The 16,757-nt window shown below is 61.7% G+C and carries 18 protein-coding genes, 5 tRNA genes, 1 other RNA gene and 2 pseudogenes; 15 read left to right on the forward strand and 11 right to left on the reverse strand.

The window, feature by feature from the left end:
• Positions 1–87: 87 nt before the first annotated feature.
• The 6 genes from J5I97_RS09435 to J5I97_RS19940 are packed head-to-tail and all read right to left on the reverse strand — an operon-like array spanning position 88 to position 3,930.
• Complete coding sequence (locus tag J5I97_RS09435) at positions 88–870, reverse strand: succinate dehydrogenase iron-sulfur subunit (protein WP_002802217.1); 783 nt, start codon at positions 868–870, stop codon at positions 88–90.
• A gap of 16 nt (positions 871–886) precedes the next feature.
• The gene (locus tag J5I97_RS19935; RefSeq protein ID WP_238135707.1) at positions 887–1,090 is read right to left on the reverse strand and encodes a hypothetical protein; all 204 of its coding nucleotides are present in this window, start codon (positions 1,088–1,090) and stop codon (positions 887–889) included.
• Between the two features lie 9 nt (positions 1,091–1,099).
• The gene (gene sdhA, locus J5I97_RS09440) at positions 1,100–2,890 is read right to left on the reverse strand and encodes a succinate dehydrogenase flavoprotein subunit (protein WP_208591450.1); all 1,791 of its coding nucleotides are present in this window, start codon (positions 2,888–2,890) and stop codon (positions 1,100–1,102) included.
• Positions 2,891–2,924: 34 nt separating this feature from the next.
• Complete coding sequence (gene sdhD, locus J5I97_RS09445; protein ID WP_208591452.1) at positions 2,925–3,311, reverse strand: succinate dehydrogenase, hydrophobic membrane anchor protein; 387 nt, start codon at positions 3,309–3,311, stop codon at positions 2,925–2,927.
• Positions 3,308–3,703, reverse strand: a complete 396-nt coding sequence (gene sdhC, locus J5I97_RS09450) for a succinate dehydrogenase, cytochrome b556 subunit (protein WP_208591454.1) — start codon at positions 3,701–3,703, stop codon at positions 3,308–3,310. The genes sdhD and sdhC overlap by 4 nt, the downstream gene beginning before the upstream one ends.
• A 56-nt stretch (positions 3,704–3,759) precedes the next feature.
• Positions 3,760–3,930, reverse strand: a complete 171-nt coding sequence (locus J5I97_RS19940) for a DUF1674 domain-containing protein (protein WP_238135708.1) — start codon at positions 3,928–3,930, stop codon at positions 3,760–3,762.
• Positions 3,931–3,969: 39 nt separating this feature from the next.
• Between J5I97_RS19940 and J5I97_RS09460 the strand changes: the two genes are divergently transcribed.
• Complete coding sequence (locus tag J5I97_RS09460; protein ID WP_208591458.1) at positions 3,970–4,842, forward strand: YgfZ/GcvT domain-containing protein; 873 nt, start codon at positions 3,970–3,972, stop codon at positions 4,840–4,842.
• Here the strand turns inward: J5I97_RS09460 and J5I97_RS09465 are convergent.
• Positions 4,839–5,927 (reverse strand): ABC transporter ATP-binding protein, encoded by a 1,089-nt coding sequence (locus J5I97_RS09465; RefSeq protein WP_208591459.1) that lies wholly within the window; start codon positions 5,925–5,927, stop codon positions 4,839–4,841. The genes J5I97_RS09460 and J5I97_RS09465 overlap by 4 nt on opposite strands.
• A 423-nt stretch (positions 5,928–6,350) precedes the next feature.
• On the opposite strand from J5I97_RS09465, the gene zwf reads away from it, so the two are divergent.
• The 5 genes from zwf to J5I97_RS09490 all read left to right on the forward strand — a co-directional run bounded on the left by zwf (position 6,351) and on the right by J5I97_RS09490 (position 12,295).
• Positions 6,351–7,781 carry a glucose-6-phosphate dehydrogenase gene (gene zwf / locus J5I97_RS09470; protein WP_208591460.1) on the forward strand — a complete coding sequence of 477 codons (1,431 nt, stop codon included), beginning with the start codon at positions 6,351–6,353 and terminating at the stop codon, positions 7,779–7,781.
• Positions 7,778–8,785, forward strand: a complete 1,008-nt coding sequence (gene glk / locus J5I97_RS09475) for a glucokinase (RefSeq protein WP_208591461.1) — start codon at positions 7,778–7,780, stop codon at positions 8,783–8,785. Before zwf ends, glk begins: the two co-directional genes overlap by 4 nt.
• Positions 8,782–9,501, forward strand: coding sequence for a 6-phosphogluconolactonase (pgl, locus tag J5I97_RS09480; protein ID WP_208591466.1), 720 nt, complete (start codon positions 8,782–8,784; stop codon positions 9,499–9,501). Before glk ends, pgl begins: the two co-directional genes overlap by 4 nt.
• Before the next feature lie 164 nt (positions 9,502–9,665).
• Positions 9,666–11,582 carry a phosphogluconate dehydratase gene (gene edd, locus J5I97_RS09485; RefSeq protein WP_208591467.1) on the forward strand — a complete coding sequence of 639 codons (1,917 nt, stop codon included), beginning with the start codon at positions 9,666–9,668 and terminating at the stop codon, positions 11,580–11,582.
• 53 nt (positions 11,583–11,635) lie between these two features.
• Positions 11,636–12,295, forward strand: a complete 660-nt coding sequence (locus J5I97_RS09490) for a bifunctional 4-hydroxy-2-oxoglutarate aldolase/2-dehydro-3-deoxy-phosphogluconate aldolase (RefSeq protein WP_208591468.1) — start codon at positions 11,636–11,638, stop codon at positions 12,293–12,295.
• A 219-nt stretch (positions 12,296–12,514) separates the two neighbouring features.
• On the opposite strand, the pseudogene J5I97_RS09495 reads toward J5I97_RS09490, so the two are convergent.
• Positions 12,515–12,722: pseudogene (locus J5I97_RS09495) on the reverse strand (efflux RND transporter periplasmic adaptor subunit); the annotation flags it as partial.
• A 206-nt stretch (positions 12,723–12,928) separates the two neighbouring features.
• Between J5I97_RS09495 and J5I97_RS09500 the strand changes: the two are divergent.
• The 4 genes from J5I97_RS09500 to J5I97_RS09515 all read left to right on the forward strand — a co-directional run bounded on the left by J5I97_RS09500 (position 12,929) and on the right by J5I97_RS09515 (position 14,080).
• On the forward strand, positions 12,929–13,321 hold the full coding sequence (locus J5I97_RS09500; protein WP_208591469.1) for a c-type cytochrome: 393 nt from the start codon (positions 12,929–12,931) through the stop codon (positions 13,319–13,321).
• Between the two features lie 8 nt (positions 13,322–13,329).
• The gene (locus J5I97_RS09505) at positions 13,330–13,791 is read left to right on the forward strand and encodes a c-type cytochrome (RefSeq protein ID WP_208591470.1); all 462 of its coding nucleotides are present in this window, start codon (positions 13,330–13,332) and stop codon (positions 13,789–13,791) included.
• 92 nt (positions 13,792–13,883) lie between these two features.
• Positions 13,884–13,959: transfer RNA gene (locus J5I97_RS09510), tRNA-Ala, on the forward strand.
• A gap of 45 nt (positions 13,960–14,004) precedes the next feature.
• Positions 14,005–14,080: transfer RNA gene (locus tag J5I97_RS09515), tRNA-Glu, on the forward strand.
• A 1-nt stretch (position 14,081) separates the two neighbouring features.
• Here the strand turns inward: J5I97_RS09515 and J5I97_RS20290 are convergent.
• A complete protein-coding gene (locus J5I97_RS20290; RefSeq protein ID WP_279631230.1) occupies positions 14,082–14,213 on the reverse strand; it encodes a hypothetical protein in 132 nt (43 codons plus the stop codon).
• Between the two features lie 277 nt (positions 14,214–14,490).
• Between J5I97_RS20290 and J5I97_RS09520 the strand changes: the two genes are divergently transcribed.
• Together J5I97_RS09520 and J5I97_RS09525 are read left to right on the forward strand one after the other, a co-directional pair.
• Positions 14,491–14,566, forward strand: a tRNA-Ala gene (locus J5I97_RS09520).
• Positions 14,567–14,614: 48 nt separating this feature from the next.
• Positions 14,615–14,690, forward strand: a tRNA-Glu gene (locus tag J5I97_RS09525).
• Between the two features lie 22 nt (positions 14,691–14,712).
• On the opposite strand, the pseudogene J5I97_RS09530 reads toward J5I97_RS09525, so the two are convergent.
• Positions 14,713–15,405: pseudogene (locus J5I97_RS09530) on the reverse strand (hypothetical protein); the annotation flags it as partial.
• A 50-nt stretch (positions 15,406–15,455) separates the two neighbouring features.
• Between J5I97_RS09530 and J5I97_RS09535 the strand changes: the two are divergent.
• Together J5I97_RS09535 and J5I97_RS09540 are read left to right on the forward strand one after the other, a co-directional pair.
• Complete coding sequence (locus J5I97_RS09535) at positions 15,456–15,698, forward strand: hypothetical protein (RefSeq protein ID WP_208591873.1); 243 nt, start codon at positions 15,456–15,458, stop codon at positions 15,696–15,698.
• Positions 15,699–15,770: 72 nt separating this feature from the next.
• A non-coding RNA gene (locus J5I97_RS09540) (sX9 sRNA) lies at positions 15,771–15,846 on the forward strand.
• A gap of 273 nt (positions 15,847–16,119) precedes the next feature.
• Here J5I97_RS09540 and J5I97_RS09545 read toward each other — a convergent pair.
• Positions 16,120–16,206 (reverse strand) — tRNA-Leu (locus tag J5I97_RS09545).
• Positions 16,207–16,343: 137 nt separating this feature from the next.
• Between J5I97_RS09545 and J5I97_RS09550 the strand changes: the two genes are divergently transcribed.
• Positions 16,344–16,724, forward strand: coding sequence for a response regulator (locus J5I97_RS09550; protein ID WP_208591471.1), 381 nt, complete (start codon positions 16,344–16,346; stop codon positions 16,722–16,724).
• The last annotated feature ends 33 nt before the right edge of the window (positions 16,725–16,757 follow it).

A 16,757-nucleotide genomic window follows, 5' to 3' on the forward strand; every position in this document is an offset into this window, starting at 1 on the left:
CGAGCCGAAAGCGACAGCGGCACCTGACCTCGGCCCAGTGCCGCTGCGAACCACGTCCCGCCGCGGCGGGGCATCATTGCCTGACAATCAGGCGCGACGCGCCATCATCAACTTTTTGATCTCGGCAATCGCAAGCGCCGGATTCAGGCCTTTCGGGCAGGTTCGCGCGCAGTTCATGATGGTGTGGCAGCGATACAGTTTGAACGGATCTTCCAGATCGTCCAGACGCGCACCGGTATCTTCATCGCGCGAATCGATGATCCAGCGATACGCCTGCAGCAGGATCGCCGGTCCCAGGTAGCGCTCGCCGTTCCACCAGTAGCTCGGGCAGCTGGTCGAGCAGCAGGCGCACAGGATGCACTCGTACAAACCGTCGAGCTTGCGACGATCTTCCGGCGACTGCAGGCGCTCGCGATCCGGCGGCGGCGGGGTCTGGGTGCGGATCCACGGCTTGATCGACGCGTACTGGGCGTAGAAGTGAGTCAGATCCGGTACTAGATCCTTGATCACGCTCATGTGCGGCAGCGGATAGATCGGCACTTCGGCCTTTCCGCAAGCAGCGATCGCCTTGGTGCAGGCCAGCGTATTGGTGCCGTCGATGTTCATCGCGCACGAACCGCAGATACCTTCGCGGCACGAACGACGGAATGCCAATGTCGGGTCGATCTCGTTCTTGATCTTGATCAGCGCGTCCAACACCATTGGGCCGCACTTGTCGAGATCGATCTCGTAGCTGTCGGTGCGCGGGTTGGCGTCGACATCCGGATCCCAGCGGTAGACCTTGAAGGTGCGCGTGTTCTTGGCGCCCTGTGCAGGGTAATGCTTGCCCTTGCCGATTTTTGAATTCTTGGGGAGGGTGAACTCTGCCATAGCTGCTCTCGTTGGCTCAGGCGATGCGCGGTGCGAACGACAACCGCACCGTGCGCATGAAGGTAAAGATGACGGACGCCACCACCGAAACAGTGGCGCAGCGGTCGGCACTGTACCGGCGCTGCTCCCGCGTCGCGAAGCGATTCCGCTGTATCGATTCCCTGCTACCGCACCCGGACGAGCCGGCGAGCAGAGAAATGGCAACAGCAGATCGCTCCATGCGCATCGGTCAGTAAACGCGCGGCTTCGGAGGGACCACATCCACATCCTTGCTCAGCGTGTACATATGAACAGGACGATACTCGAACTCGCACTTGCCCTTATCGTCGACGGTTACCAGCGTGTGCTTCTGCCAGTTGACGTCATCGCGATCCGGGAAATCTTCGTGCGAATGCGCGCCACGGCTTTCCTTGCGCTGTTCGGCAGAGTTGATCGTCGCTACTGCGTTGAGCAGCAGGTTGTTCAATTCGTAGGTCTCGATCAGATCCGAGTTCCACACCAGCGAGCGGTCCGAGACTTTGACGTCTTCGAAAGTGGCGAAGATCTCGGCCATCTTGTCGACACCCTCTTTGAGGGTCTTGCTGGTGCGAAACACTGCAGCGTCCGACTGCATGGTGCGCTGCATGTTGTCGCGGATCACCGAGGTCGGCGTCGAGCCATTCGCGTGACGCAACTTGTCCAGCATGCCCAACGCCTTGTCGCAAGCATCGGAAGGCAACGTCTTGTGCGGCTGATTGATCTTGACCGTCTCGGCGCAGCGATTGGCCACCGCACGGCCGAACACCACCAAATCCAGAAGCGAATTGGAGCCCAGACGGTTGGCGCCGTGCACCGACACGCAGGCGGCTTCGCCGATCGCATACAAGCCCGGAACGACCGCATCCGGGTTATCGCCCTGCTTGCGCACGACTTCGCCGTAGAAGTTGGTCGGAATGCCGCCCATGTTGTAGTGCACGGTCGGCAGGACCGGGATCGGCTGCTTGGTCACGTCCACACCGGCAAAGATATGTGCGCTTTCGGCAATACCGGGCAGCTTCTCGTTGATGACTTCCGGGCCGAGGTGGGTCAGGTCGAGCAGGATGTGATCCTTGTGCTCGCCCACGCCGCGACCTTCGCGGATCTCGACGGTCATCGAACGCGACACCACGTCGCGCGATGCAAGATCCTTGTAATGCGGTGCGTAGCGCTCCATGAAGCGTTCGCCTTTGCTGTTGCGCAGGATGCCGCCCTCGCCACGTACGCCTTCGGTGATCAGGCAGCCCGCACCATAGATACCGGTGGGATGGAACTGCACGAACTCCATGTCCTGCACCGGCAGGCCGGCACGCATCACCAAGCCACCGCCGTCGCCGGTACAGGTGTGGGCGGAGGTGGCGCTGAAGTAGGCACGGCCGTAGCCGCCGGTGGCCAATACCACACCATGGGCGCGAAACAGATGCAACGAGCCTTCTGCCATATCCAACGCGAGCACACCGCGACAGACGCCTTCTTCGTCGAAGATCAGATCGAGCGCAAAGTACTCAATCATGAAGCGCGCGTTGTGCGCCAGCGACTGCTGATACAGCGTGTGCAGCATGGCGTGACCTGTACGGTCAGCAGCCGCGCAGGTGCGCTGCGCGGATGGGCCCTCGCCGTATCTAGTGGTCATGCCACCAAACGGACGCTGGTAGATCTTGCCCTCTTCGGTACGCGAAAACGGCACGCCGTAGTGCTCGAGTTCAATGATGGCCGGGATCGCTTCGCGACACATGTACTCGATCGCGTCCTGGTCGCCCAACCAATCGGAGCCTTTAATAGTGTCGTAAAAGTGATAGCGCCAATCGTCTTCGCCCATGTTGCCGAGGGCTGCAGAAATACCGCCCTGCGCCGCCACGGTGTGCGAACGGGTCGGGAAAACCTTGGTCAGGCAAACCGTCTGCAGGCCCTTCTGGGCCAGACCGAACGTGGCGCGCAGGCCGGCACCGCCGGCACCCACCACGACCATGTCGTACTTGTGTTCTGTGATCTTGTAGGCGGACATCGAATTTATGGATTCCTGTTTGATCGCTGACGACTCAGCTAATGCCCAGCGCGATACGCGCCACGGCAAACACGCTGACGATGCCACCCAGCACGGCGACGAAGCGCACCAAGGTCTGCGCTGCAAGCGCAAGCAGCGAGTTGTGCACGTAATCTTCCAGCACCACTTGCATGCCCAATTGAGCATGCCAGAACGACGCGATGAGGAATCCGACTAGCAGAATCGCATTCCACGGCTTGGCCACTGCGGCGCTGGCGGTGGCGTGATCGGTACCGATCAGGCTCAGCACGAAAATCAGGAACCAAATCGATAACGGCACCAATGCGGTGGCGGTCAGACGCTGGATCACGAAGTGTTCGGTACCGGTCTTAGCAGCACCCAGGCCGCGCACATTTTTTAGCGGGGTACGGTAGCGATTCATACGGCACCTCCGGACAGCAGCACATATGCCCAGATGGCGGCAGTGAGCGCAAAACTCAAGATCACCGACAGCCAGCCAAGGCTGACGAACGAGCGCACGGCGTAGCCCTGCCCAAAGTCCTGCAGCATGTGGCGCAATCCGCCAAACAGGTGGAAGGCAAAGGACCAGGTCCAGCCGAACAGAAAAGCCTGCCCGTACCAAGTCGCAGCCTGATCGCGGAAACAATTCCAGTGATCTGGGCCAAGCATTAATGTCAGCAAGGCGGCGGCAATCACCAAAGCGCCAATGGACAGTACGATACCGGTGGCTCGATTGAGAATCGAGGTCACCATCTGTATCTGCCAGCGGTACACCTGGAGATGCGGGGAAAGAGGACGTTCGCGGATCGCCATTCGCTGGGCTCGTTATCTCGGCTGGGCGGCACTGTGCCGCTGTGGCTAAAAGCTGCTCAAAAATCGATGCAGCGTCCATTTTTTTCCCAGTCACCGTAGCGCGTTGGCTCAGGGCCGTCGCGCCCACCGATCTCCTTGGGCGGTGGCTGCTTCTCGGGAATGTGCTCCTGAGGAGAAGCCTGCGTCTCGGAATCCTGCGCTGGCGTGGGGGGTGAATGGCGTATCATAGTGGTCTCACAACGTTGCGATTTTAGTCCTCCTCTTCCGTGGCTGACAACCTGAATCTTACTCCGCAGGGTTTTTGCTCCCTGCGCGACATGCAATACGTCCGATTAGTCGGTACGGATGCAGTGGCATTCGCGCACGCACAATTTGCCAATGACGTACAGGCGTTGGCGGTTGGGCGCTGGCAGTGGAATACGTGGTTGACCGCGAAGGGGCGCGTGAAGGCCATCTTCGCACTCCTGCGTGAGGACGATGCGCATTTGCTGATGCTGCTGCCCGATGGGAATGCGGCCGAGATCGCCGCGCAACTCGACCGTTTCGTGTTCCGACGCAAGCTGACAATCAGCGTCGCTGCGCTATTTGCGCACGCCGGGTTTGTAACGCCGCAACGTGCTGGCGGTGCGCAAGCGGATATTGGGACGCAGCGTATCGAACTGGATATGGGCACCGTTGTCCTGCCGCGCACGTTGCTGCTGCACACCGACGATGCATTGGCCGCGCCTATCGAATTACCGAGCGTAGATGCCGAATGGCGTCGTGCGGATCTGCGACTGGGGTTGGTCCGCTTGCTCGATGGGCAACGCGAGCAATGGACACCGCAACAGTTGGCGCTCGACCGTCTGCGTGCTTTCAGTGTCAAAAAGGGTTGTTATCCAGGCCAGGAGATCGTTGCGCGTACGCATTTTCTGGGCAAGGCCAAGCGGGCATTGCAGTTACTGCAGACCGATGGCGTCATCGATGCGGGCGATGCCGTCGCGTTGGATGGAGCCGAAATCGGCAAAGTGGTGAGCGTGGCCGGCAACCTCGCGCTGGCGGTGCTGCCGTTGGAATTGACGTTGGATGCCGACGCCACTTTGCAAGCTGGCGCGCATGTCGTACGCCTGCTCGCGATCGTGCCGGGGTTGGAGCGTTAGGTCGGTTCCAGACGCTCGCCGGTGGCCGGGTCGAAGAAGTGCAGCGCTTCGCTGCGTAGCGCCAGACGCAACGGCTGACCCACGGCCGGCAACACCTGCGGTGCGACGCGAATTACCAGCGGCTGACCGCCATGATCGAGGTTGAGGAAGATCTCGTTGCCGACTGGCTCAATCACTTCGACCTTCGCATCGAAGCCCGGCAGCGCATCGTTAGACAACTGCAGATGCTCCGGGCGGGCGCCGACGATAACGTCTCCGCCAAACCATTTACGATCGATCCGAGCAGCGCCCAGCGGTACTCGCCAGCCATCGGCCATGACCAGATGCAGACCGTCTTGCTCATCCAGATGTCCCTGCAGCATGTTCATCGCCGGGCTGCCCAGGAAGCCGGCAACGAACAGATTAGACGGGCGGTTGTACAGCGCCATCGGGCTATCGATCTGCTGGATCAAGCCATCCTTTAGCACCACGATGCGTTGGCCGAGCGTCATCGCTTCGACCTGGTCGTGGGTGACGTAGATCATCGTGGTGCCGAGCTTACGGTGCAGTTGCGCAATCTCGGTACGCACGCTGTGGCGCAGCTGGGCATCCAGATTGGAGAGCGGTTCGTCGAGCAGGAACACCGACGACTCGCGTACCATCGCCCGCCCCAATGCCACGCGTTGACGCTGGCCGCCGGACATCGCCTTGGGTAACTTGTCGAGCATCGGCGTCAGGCCCAACAGCTCGGCGGCATTGTTGACGCGCTCGGCAATGATGTGCTTTGGATGGCCACGCAGCTTGAGTCCAAACGCCAGGTTCTCGGCCACGGTCATATGCGGGTACAGCGCATAGCTCTGAAACACCATCGCGATGTCGCGGTCCTTCGGTGCCACATCGTTAACCACGCGCTCGCCGATCTTGAGCGTGCCGGCGCTGATGTCTTCGAGCCCGGCGATCATGCGCAGCACGGTCGACTTGCCGCAGCCCGACGGCCCGACCAGCACCATCAGCTCGCCGTCGGCGACTTCGAAGCTTGCACCCTGCACCGCGACATGACCGTTCTCGTAGACCTTGCGGACACCTTCCAACTGCACTTTCGCCATCGTTCGGCCTCAACGTAAAGTTGTGCGCCCTGCCCTCGGCCCTCCCGACGGCGGTGACGCCACACGCGTTTGCAAGGAAATCTCGTGCAAACGAATGCATTGGTTTATTCTGACATGTAATCGTTTTCACATGGCAACAGCGATCTTGGGAGGGACCATGCCGCCACGTATCCATACCGCTGTTGCAGATGGCGCAGACTGCCGTGCAAGAACAGGCATTGCACTGCGCATGCGCAGCTATACCGCTGCGACGCTAACCCTCGGTAGCCACTTGCTGCAACAATCGGGGATGGGGCGTGCACGTCCATCCCCCGCTGCGCGCACGCAAGTGTCGCTCAGGAACAGACGTAATGACCGCCGGCTGTCCGGCGCCTTTCCGACAAGCTGCTGATAACGATGTCTCCAGAATCTGAAATTCGGTCCATGCACAACACGCTGATCCTGTTCGGCGCCACCGGCGATCTCGCCCAGCGCTATCTCTTTCCTTCGCTGCTGCGATTGTTCGTCGATGGCCTGCTGCCGGAGGATTTCCGTATCCGCGCGCTGGCCTTGTCGCCGCACGACACCGAGGCGTTTCGCGAGGTGCTGCGCCCGCGCCTGACCGATGCCTTGCCGATCGCAGCGCCCGAACAGATAGAGACGCTGCTGCAGCGGGTCGACTATCGCTCGGTGGATCTGCGCGATGCCGAGTCGGTTGCCAACGCAGTGCGCGAGCTCGCAAGCCGCCAGTGTGTGAGCTATCTGGCGATCCCGCCGGGTCTGTACATCAGCACTTGTCAGGGTCTGGCCCTGGGCGGTGCATTGGCGACACCGCATCGATTGATGCTGGAAAAACCGATCGGCCACGATTCGGACAGCGCTCGCGAGATTTTGCAGTTGATCGGCGCATTGATCGACGAAGACCGCGTATTCCGTCTTGACCATTACCTGGGCAAGGCGGCGGTTCAGAATCTGATCGCACTGCGCTTTGGCAATACGCTTCTGGAGGCGGTATGGAACCGCACCTACATCGAGTCGGTGCAGATTCTGGTCGCCGAAAGTGAAGGCGTGGACGGGCGCGATGCATATTATGGCCGTTCCGGTGCACTGCGCGACATGGTGCAGAGTCATATCCTTCAGCTGCTGTGCCTAGTAGCAATGGAGCCGCCGGCCTCATTGGAAGCCGACCGCATCCGCGACGAGAAGGTCAAAGTGCTGCGCTCACTGCGCCCGATGAGCGCCGAGCATGCCGCCCACGACAGCGTGCGCGGCCGCTACACCGCTGGCACCATCAACGGTCAGCCGGCGCAGGCCTATCACCCGCCGGAAGGCATCGATGTGGAAACCTTCGTCGCGGTGACCGCGCATATCGACAATTGGCGCTGGGCCGGCGTGCCGTTCCATCTGTGTACCGGCAAGCGTCTGGCCGAACGCTCCACCCGGATCGTGGTGACGCTCAAGCCGGTAACGCATTGGTTGTTCGAGCGCCCGGACCGGCAGAACGCGGTGCCCAACCGCCTGACCTTCCAGTTGCAGCCGCAAGAAAACATCGAGCTCGGCCTGATGAGCAGTTTGGCCGGCCCGGAATGGGGCGCGATCGAACTGCAGCCGCTGGAACTGGAACTCTCGATGCCGACCGGTCTGCACCGCCGCATCGCTTACGAGCGACTGTTTGTCGATGCCTTCAACGGCAATCCGGCGCTGTTCGTGCGCGACGACGAGGTCAAGGCCGCCTGGGCCTGGATCGACAGCGTCAGCAATGCGTGGAAAGACGCGCAACTACCACTGCAGCCCTACCCGGCCGGCAGTTGGGGCCCGGAATCGGCCACCCATTTCCTGCCTCCGGCAACCGACGCACAGGGAAACAACGCATGACCGCTCCTTCCAAGCCGGTGCTGGTTGCCGATATCGGCGGAACCAACGCGCGCTTTGCGCTGGCCGATGTCGACGCCTCGGTGCCACTGCTGGATGACACCTCGCGCGAATTCGCGGTGGTCGACTTCGGTTCGCTCGGCGAAGCCGCACGCTACTACCTCGACCAGATCGGCGTACAGGCCACCCAGGGAGTATTCGCCGTGGCCGGCCGCGTAGATGGCGACGAAGCTCGGATCACCAACCATCCGTGGGTGATCTCGCGCTCGCGCACCGCCAGCATGCTGGGTTTCAGCACCCTGCACCTGATCAACGACTTTGCCGCTCAGGCGATGGCGATCAGCCTGCTACGTCCGCAGGACGTGGTGCAGGTCGGTGGCGCCAGCTGGCGTCCGGCGTCGATGGATCAACCACGCAACTACGGCGTGATCGGCCCCGGCACCGGCCTGGGCGCGGGTGGCCTGATTATTCGCAATGGGCGCTGTTTTCCGTTGGAAACCGAAGGTGGCCATGTCAGCTTCCCGCCCGGTACTCCGGAGGAGATCCGTATTCTGGAAATCCTCTCCGAGCAGTTTGGCCGGGTTTCCAACGAGCGGCTGATCTGTGGCCCGGGCCTGGTCAACATCCACCGTGCGTTGAGCGAGATTGCCGGGGTCGACCCCGGTCCGCTGCAGCCCAAGGACATCACTGCGCGTGCGGCTGCGGGCGACCCGCGGTCGTCGCGCACGATCGATCTGTTCTGCGCCATCTTTGGCGCGATTGCCGGGGACATGGTGTTGATGCAAGGCGCGTGGGATGGCGTGTTCCTCACCGGCGGGCTGGTGCCCAAGGTGCTGGATTCGCTGCAGCATTCCGGATTCCGTCAGCGCTTCGAACACAAGGGCCGCTTCTCCGCCATCATGTCGCGGGTACCGTCGCTGGCGGTCATGCATCCGCATGCCGGCCTGCTCGGTGCCGCGGCATATGCGGTGGATGCGCAACGTCAGCAGCCCGGAGAGCAGCGATGAATCTGCAAGACAACCCGCGCATCACCCTGGTGCGCCACGACGACCCTGCCGCATGGACCGAGGCTGTGGCCAGCGAGATGGCCGATCTGCTGGAACAGGAAATTTCACGTCGTGGCCAGGCGCGCATGCTGCTGTCCGGCGGCACCACGCCGGCGCCGGTATACGAATCCCTCGCCCACCGTTCGCTAGACTGGTCACGGGTGGAAGTCGGCCTGGTCGATGAGCGTTGGCTATCGCCGCAGGATCAGGACAGCAATGCGTGGCTGGTGAATCACAGCTTCCTGACCCACGCGCCGGCCGCGACCTTCATTCCGCTGGTGCGCCCGGGCAAGCAATTGCCCGAGTGCGTGCACACCGCGAATCTGCAGGCCACGCATGCCGAACCGGCCTGTCTGGCGGTGCTGGGGATGGGTGGCGACGGACATACCGCGTCGCTTTTTCCGGGATCGACGGAGCTGACCAAGGCGCTTGCCAGCCCGCAGCCCTACGCGTCGCTGGATGCCACCGGCTGCCCTGGATCAAATCAATGGCCGTTGCGTATCACCTTGACGCCGGCCGGACTCGTTGCAATCCCGACCCGCCTGCTATTGCTGCGCGGCAAGCAAAAGCTCGACGTGTTGCAAGCTGCGTTGGCCGGCGACGACGTCAGCGAGTACCCGATCCGGGTGGCATTGCGGCAGCCTGGTCCACAGTTGCGGGTACATTGGTGTAATTAAATGCGTCTTTCGTGAATGCGTCTCTCGCAAGAGCCGATTTAATGCGAGTGATCGCAAAACCTGCACATCCGTGCGCGGGTATTCAAAGATGCAAGTCCCTTCGCAACAAACCGCACCTCCCTGTGGGGGATTTAAATTCCTCCGTTTCTCGTAGCCGGTAGCCAATGATCCTGCATCCGAACATCCAAGCTGTCACCGACCGTATCCGCAAGCGCAGCGCTCAGTCGCGCGCGGCTTATTTGGCCGGTCTCGATGCCGCCCTGCGCGAGGGCCCGTTCCGCAGTCGTTTGAGCTGCGGCAACCTTGCGCACGGATTCGCGGCCTCCGAGCCGACCGACAAATCGCGTCTGCGCGCTGCGACCACGCCCAACCTCGGCATCATCACCGCCTACAACGACATGCTGTCGGCGCATCAGCCGTTCGAGCATTACCCGCAGCTGATCCGCGATACCGCGCGCATGCTCGGCGCCACTGCGCAGGTTGCCGGTGGCGTGCCGGCGATGTGCGATGGCGTGACCCAGGGCCGCGCCGGCATGGAGTTGTCGCTGTTCTCGCGCGACAACATCGCCCAGGCCGCAGCGATCGGCCTCAGCCACGACATGTTCGACAGCGTGGTCTACCTGGGCGTGTGCGACAAGATCGTGCCGGGTCTACTGATCGGCGCGCTGGCGTTCGGCCATTTGCCGGCGCTGTTCATGCCGGCCGGGCCGATGACGCCGGGCATCCCGAACAAGCAGAAGGCCGAAGTACGCGAGCGCTACGCCGCTGGCGAAGCCACCCGTGCCGAGCTGCTGGAAGCCGAGTCGTCGTCCTATCACTCGCCCGGCACCTGCACCTTCTACGGCACTGCCAATTCCAACCAGGTATTGCTCGAAGCGATGGGCGTGCAGTTGCCCGGCGCCTCGTTCGTCAACCCGGAACTGCCGTTGCGGGATGCATTGACGCGTGAGGGTACCGCTCGGGCGCTGGCGATTTCTGCATTGGGCGAGGATTTCCGCCCATTCGGTCGCTTGATCGACGAGCGCGCCATCGTCAATGCGGTGGTCGCCTTGATGGCAACCGGCGGCTCGACCAACCACACCATCCACTGGATCGCCGTGGCGCGTGCGGCAGGCATCGTGCTGACCTGGGACGACATGGATCTGATCTCGCGGACCGTGCCGTTGTTGACCCGCATCTACCCCAACGGCGAGGCGGATGTGAACCGCTTCCAGGCCGCTGGCGGCACCGCATTCGTGTTCCGCGAACTGATGGACGCCGGCATGATGCACGACGACATTCCCACCGTGGTCGAGGGCGGCATGCGTGACTACGCCAACGAGCCGCGCCTGCAGGACGGCAAGGTCGTGTATGTGCCCGGCATCGCGACCACTGCCGACGACAGCGTCGCGCGCCCGGTCAGCGATGCATTCGAATCCCAAGGCGGCCTGCGACTGCTGCGCGGCAACCTTGGCCGCTCGCTGATCAAACTGTCGGCGGTCAAGCCGCAGCACCGCACCATCGAAGCCCCGGCAGTGGTGATCGACACCCCGCAGGTGCTCAACAAGCTGCACGCAGCTGGCGTGCTGCCGCACGATTTTGTGGTGGTGTTGCGCTACCAGGGCCCACGCGCAAACGGCATGCCGGAGTTGCACTCGATGGCGCCGCTGCTGGGCCTGCTACAGAACCAGGGTCGGCGCGTGGCGCTGGTCACCGACGGTCGTTTGTCGGGCGCCTCGGGCAAGTTCCCCGCAGCGATCCACATGACGCCCGAAGCGGCACGCGGTGGGCCGATCGGGCGCGTGCGCGAAGGCGACATCGTGCGCCTGGACGGCGAAGCCGGCACGCTCGAGGTACTGGTGTCGGCCGAAGAATGGGCATCGCGCGAGGTCGCACCGAACACCGCGGTGGCCGGCAACGATCTGGGTCGCAACCTGTTCGCCATCAATCGCCAAGTGGTTGGCCCGGCCGACCAGGGTGCCATTTCGATTTCCTGCGGCCCGGCCCATCCGGACGGCGCGCTGTGGAACTACGACGCCGAATACGAACTCGGCGCCAATGCGAACGCCGCAGCGGCACCGCACGAGTCCAAAGACGCCTGACCCCTTCCCTCTCTCTGCGACCGCACGGGCGGTCGCCGTCTAACGGAGTTGCAATGACGATTGCCCAGACCCAGAACACCGCCGAACAGCTGCTGCGCGATGCCGGCATTCTGCCGGTGGTTACTGTCGATACGCTGGACCAGGCCCGCCGCGTCGCCGATGCGCTGCTTGAGGGCGGCCTATCCGCAATAGAGCTGACCCTGCGCACGCCGATCGCGATCGAAGCGCTGGCAATGCTCAAGCGCGAACTGCCGAATATCGTGATCGGCGCCGGCACCGTGCTGAGCGAGCTACAGCTGCGTCAGTCGGTGGATGCAGGCGTGGATTTCCTGGTTACCCCGGGCACCCCCGCGCAGCTGGCCCGCCTGCTCGCCGATGCGCCGATCCCCGCAGTGCCTGGCGCGTCCACGCCGACCGAACTGCTGACCCTGATGGGCCTGGGTTTCCGCGTCTGCAAGCTGTTCCCGGCCACCGCCGTGGGCGGCCTGCAGATGCTCAAGGGCCTGGCGGGTCCGTTGTCCGAACTCATGCTCTGCCCTACCGGCGGCATCAGCGAGGCCAATGCGGCCGAGTTCCTGTCGCAGCCTAACGTGCTTTGCATCGGCGGCTCGTGGATGGTGCCCAAGGACTGGCTGGCTCAGGGTCAATGGGACAAAGTCAAGGAAAGCTCGGCCAAGGCTGCTGCGATCGTTCGGCAGGTACGCGCTGCCTGATTCATTGAGTGCTACGTCGCAATGGATTGGAAGGCCTGAAAAAGCGAACTTACTGGCACCTTAAACAACCGCTGAACAACTCACGACGTGGCGAGTGAAATTAGAATTTTGCTCGAACGCGACGATCCTTACTGATGAAAATCAAGCGCTTACGCATAGCGGCGGTTGCCTGGATTGTTGATCGAATGCGCATGGAAGAGTTGTTCAGCGCATCCATGGTGACGCGGTGCCGGTATAGCTGGCAGCGACCGCGCGACGAGCCGCGTTGGTAGTTTCCACCGGCACTGCAGTCACCGAATTCTTTATCTTCTGCGGCCATGGCCTCGCCATCTCCTGCCTTGCAGCCGCCCAACAACAGGCTCGTGGTGATCAACAGCGCGGCGGCGCAGGTTCGGCTACGACCAGGCAAAACGGAGAGTGGCAACATCGTCGTGTCCTGGTGGATGCGTTGACAGGTGTTGTAGGTAAGCAAACCACCTCCATGCGAATGTCGCGAACGCGCCAAGGTCATGGTCTGCATATCAAGTTCGCGTATTCACCCCGTTTGCGTGACGCCAAATCACAGGCATACTCGGTCCAGCGTCCTCACGCCCCCACGTGCCGACGCTCAATCAGTCTTCCGGATACGAAACCATGCGCCCGCAGCCGCTCGCCGCTTGTCTCGCTCTGGTCGTCTTCCTGCCGTTTGGGAGCGCATCAGCAACACCGTCAGCTACGCCTGCAGCACCGGCCACGCCGGCTGCCGCTGCGGCGACTCCGGCACCCGCGGCGCCGACCGGCAATCTTTCCAATGGTCGCCTGCTTGCCTATACCTGCCAGGGCTGCCACGGCGTCACCGGCTACAAGAACGCCTACCCTAGCTACCGCGTCCCCAAGATCGGCGGCCAGTCCAGCCAGTATCTGACCCAGGCGTTGACCGAGTACCGGCAGGGCAAGCGCAAACACCCGACCATGCAGGCGCAGGCGCAGAGTTTCTCCGAACAGGACATCGCCGACATCTCCGCCTTCCTGTCCACCCTCAAGTAAGCGCCCACATGCCGAACGCCCTGCACGCTCCGCGTCTAGCCATCGTCCTGGTCGCCGCACTGATGATGGCGGCCTGCTCCCAATCCCAGGTGGAATCCACCGACCATTCCGCCGGCGATACCGGCCACGCTAGCGGCGAACATGGCTCAGGTTCGTCGGCCGGCCTGCCCGCCGGTCGCGCTGCAGCCGGCGACAAACTGGCAAACGCAAAAGGCAAAGCCACTGGCCAGAGCTGCGTGGATTGCCACGGCGCTGACGGCAATGCGCCTATCGATCCCGGCTATCCCAAACTCGGCGGCCAGTACGGCGACTATCTTGCGCATGCCTTGCAGGCCTATCGCAGCGGCGATCGCCAGCACCCGCTGATGACCGCGCAGGCCGCCACGCTGAGCGACCAGGATATTGCCGATCTCGCTGCGTATTTCGGCGCACGGCAGACGAAGCTGCACGATCTGCACGGTGTCAACTGAGCCGACGGCGCAAGCTGCGCCTGTCTCATGTAGAATGAAAAATCACTTGTGCAAACATTAACAGGCCGCTATAGTTTCCCTCTCAGCTCCGTGGGGCCATAGCTCAGCTGGGAGAGCGCCTGCATGGCATGCAGGAGGTCGGCGGTTCGATCCCGCCTGGCTCCACCAATCCTGGCTTAGGCCGTCAGGAAGACAACTTAGGTTTTGATATGCGTCCCCATCGTCTAGAGGCCTAGGACACCACCCTTTCACGGTGGACACCGGGGTTCGAATCCCCGTGGGGACGCCAATCATCTAAAAGCCTCGGCACTGCCGGGGCTTTTTTTCGAGTAGTCTTTTGCGTTGATCTCTGGTGATGTCATTTGCAGCCATCGGACTTTTTTCTGCAGCATGGCGGCACCGAGGATGCGATGAACGCGCATCACGAAAATCGTGATTCCAGTGACCGCACCTCGTTTTCTGTCGCGCCTTGTTCCCATGGTCGACCGTAGTTGCAACCACGGAAACCGCGCTCGCTATCGCTCGAACACAACAACATTAACATCGATGACTGCTGGAGGCAGATAGCCTGTGGATGGACGCGTAGGCGTACGCAGTCCGGCGACCGTCCACCAGCGAACGCACTGTGCAAATGTTGCGCACTGACTACTTCTCAAGTACTGCCAATACTGCTATAATCTTTGGCTGTAGCAGCTATGTGGGGCCATAGCTCAGCTGGGAGAGCGCCTGCATGGCATGCAGGAGGTCGGCGGTTCGATCCCGCCTGGCTCCACCAATGTTTTGTGCTTAGGCCGTCTGAAATTAACAATCAGGTTCGATACGCGTCCCCATCGTCTAGAGGCCTAGGACACCACCTTTTCACGGTGGACACCGGGGTTCGAATCCCCGTGGGGACGCCAATTAAGACGCTCCGCAGTGCGTTAATGCCATTAACCTATCCAGTTGCTCGGCAAAGGTGTCCCCCCGTCATACGGGCTGCCCGAAAAACTGCGCGCTCCCATGATCGAGCTCTTTGAGGCGCTCACCGCAATACCGACCTTGGCGCCGAATGCGTAGGCGCCGAATGCGTACGGCTGACGCGCTTTGCCCTTGCCGATGCAGTCCACTTCCGGCGCATGCAATGCGTCGAGTTTTCGCTTGTCTTTGGGAGCTTGCGCACGCACCTGCTGTGCGTGTTGCAACCACACAGCGATGCGCTCGCGCACGTCGATGCCTACCTGATCGAGCTTGTGTTCGATGTCGCGCACGACTCGTCCCTGCACTGTGCGTTGACGTCGCAGGATGCGTCGCATCCGCTTGAACTGGCCTGCATGCGCATAACGCCCAGCCTTACGGCTCAACGCCGGACCTTGCCGCGCGTCGCTCTGCGGCAGCGTAATGCCATAGCGCTTGGCCAGCAGCACCAGCTTTTTGCGTGCCACTTCAAGCAAACGATTGTCGCACGCGCATTCACCGCCTTCATCGCATGGGCAGCATTGATCATGTTGCACTAGCAGCTCTTCCACCACGGCCTCCAGTACGGATTTTTCAGCCAACGTTCGCAGCACCAGACAGGTCGTAGGCATGCTTGAGATACAGCAGGCCAGCCGTCGAACGCACTGGCAGTGCTGGCCGGATTATCTGCAAGGATGCACACGGCATGATGTCAATGTACCGGATGGCACATGCAGGCACGCAACTATCACGTCTTGTCCGTAACGTGGAAGTCTCTTTGCAAACAGGTGACTCTCATGGACTTTGACTCTTCACAACAACTGCGAATTCTTCGCGATATCCACGACACTAAGCCCGTTTCTGAAGAAGAAGCGAACTGGGCAGTGCGTGCTGGCTATGCGACGCAAGCGGAAGATGGCGATATAGATCTTACGCACGAAGGCCGCAAAGCGTTTGATGACGGACAAGCCTGAGTTCAGTCTTAGAGCGGCTAACAAAACGACCGCACAGCCGCAAGGCGGGCGCGGCCATTGCGCGGAATTGGCATGTACCACGCGTACACTCCGGTTCCTCCGCGCCGTGAGCACCCACCTGGCGACTGCTCGCTACGTTTTGTTAGCCACTCTTATTGTAACGAAATGTGCGATATGCGTGATCTTATCGGTAGCCATCGCAGAGCATTTCGCTCAGAGTGTCGCGCAGAAGGCTCTGGCACTGCCGAGAATTTAGAATGACTGGCATCCCACAGGCTCCCGGCTGAGCTATGGCGTGATGCTGTCAAGATGGCCTGCCACCGAGTGGGAGAGCAACCGGTCAGGAAGTGGACCGCTGCGCGGCAACGGAAAAAAACCATGTGTTGAATGAAGAAGCGGCAACCTAGGCTGCCGCTACTTTTGGTGCCGAAGGTGGGACTCGAACCCACACGCTTTTAAGGGCGGCGGATTTTGAGTCCGCTGCGTCTACCGATTCCGCCACTTCGGCGTGGCCGCCAAGTATAGCGACTTGTTGATGAAACGAACAGTGCCAGGATGTGCCTGACGAACTCAGGTGCAAGCGACGTCGACAGCACGCGTCAAACCAGTGTCGATATACTGGCCGGCTTGGTGAAGGAGTAAGCAATGTCGGCATTGCGTGGAGTTCGGGTACTCGTGGTAGAAAACGATGACATGAATGCCATGCTGCTCGACCTGCAGCTTGTTCGGGCGGGCGCCGCTGTGGTCGGCCCGGTCGGTGAAGTTCAAGAAGCGTTGCAGCTAATCAATGCCAACGCCCCGGACATCGCAGTCCTGGACTATCGTCTGGGCAATGGCGAAACCAGCGAGCCGGTCGCACGGTTGTTGGCAAAGCGCGGAATTCCGTTCGTTCTTGCCACAGGTGTTGCCAGCGCCAGCATCCCAAGCGGTTTCGAGCGCGGCGTGATGCTGACAAAGCCCTACCTGTCCGAAGAATTGGTCGGCGCGCTGTCCAGAGCACGCCAGCTGAGCGGCGCCAACAGCTAAGAGCGGCTAATCGGCCGACGCGCCTGGCATCCG

This window comes from Xanthomonas fragariae, from assembly GCF_017603965.1.
In the GTDB taxonomy this organism is placed as follows: Bacteria; Pseudomonadota; Gammaproteobacteria; order Xanthomonadales; family Xanthomonadaceae; genus Xanthomonas; species Xanthomonas fragariae_A.

Coding starts and splice junctions, on each gene's coding strand:
- J5I97_RS20290 (WP_279631230.1), bottom strand. CDS start 14,213: ATGCGCGTTCATCGCATCCTCGGTGCCGCCATGCTGCAGAAAAAAGTC.
- J5I97_RS09465 (WP_208591459.1), bottom strand. CDS start 5,927: ATGGCGAAAGTGCAGTTGGAAGGTGTCCGCAAGGTCTACGAGAACGGT.
- zwf (WP_208591460.1), top strand. CDS start 6,351: ATGCACAACACGCTGATCCTGTTCGGCGCCACCGGCGATCTCGCCCAG.
- J5I97_RS09550 (WP_208591471.1), top strand. CDS start 16,344: ATGTCGGCATTGCGTGGAGTTCGGGTACTCGTGGTAGAAAACGATGAC.
- sdhA (WP_208591450.1), bottom strand. CDS start 2,890: ATGTCCGCCTACAAGATCACAGAACACAAGTACGACATGGTCGTGGTG.
- sdhC (WP_208591454.1), bottom strand. CDS start 3,703: ATGGCGATCCGCGAACGTCCTCTTTCCCCGCATCTCCAGGTGTACCGC.
- edd (WP_208591467.1), top strand. CDS start 9,666: ATGATCCTGCATCCGAACATCCAAGCTGTCACCGACCGTATCCGCAAG.
- J5I97_RS09500 (WP_208591469.1), top strand. CDS start 12,929: ATGCGCCCGCAGCCGCTCGCCGCTTGTCTCGCTCTGGTCGTCTTCCTG.
- J5I97_RS09490 (WP_208591468.1), top strand. CDS start 11,636: ATGACGATTGCCCAGACCCAGAACACCGCCGAACAGCTGCTGCGCGAT.
- pgl (WP_208591466.1), top strand. CDS start 8,782: ATGAATCTGCAAGACAACCCGCGCATCACCCTGGTGCGCCACGACGAC.
- J5I97_RS09435 (WP_002802217.1), bottom strand. CDS start 870: ATGGCAGAGTTCACCCTCCCCAAGAATTCAAAAATCGGCAAGGGCAAG.
- J5I97_RS19935 (WP_238135707.1), bottom strand. CDS start 1,090: ATGGAGCGATCTGCTGTTGCCATTTCTCTGCTCGCCGGCTCGTCCGGG.
- J5I97_RS09505 (WP_208591470.1), top strand. CDS start 13,330: ATGCCGAACGCCCTGCACGCTCCGCGTCTAGCCATCGTCCTGGTCGCC.
- glk (WP_208591461.1), top strand. CDS start 7,778: ATGACCGCTCCTTCCAAGCCGGTGCTGGTTGCCGATATCGGCGGAACC.
- J5I97_RS09535 (WP_208591873.1), top strand. CDS start 15,456: ATGCAGGCACGCAACTATCACGTCTTGTCCGTAACGTGGAAGTCTCTT.
- sdhD (WP_208591452.1), bottom strand. CDS start 3,311: ATGAATCGCTACCGTACCCCGCTAAAAAATGTGCGCGGCCTGGGTGCT.
- J5I97_RS19940 (WP_238135708.1), bottom strand. CDS start 3,930: ATGATACGCCATTCACCCCCCACGCCAGCGCAGGATTCCGAGACGCAG.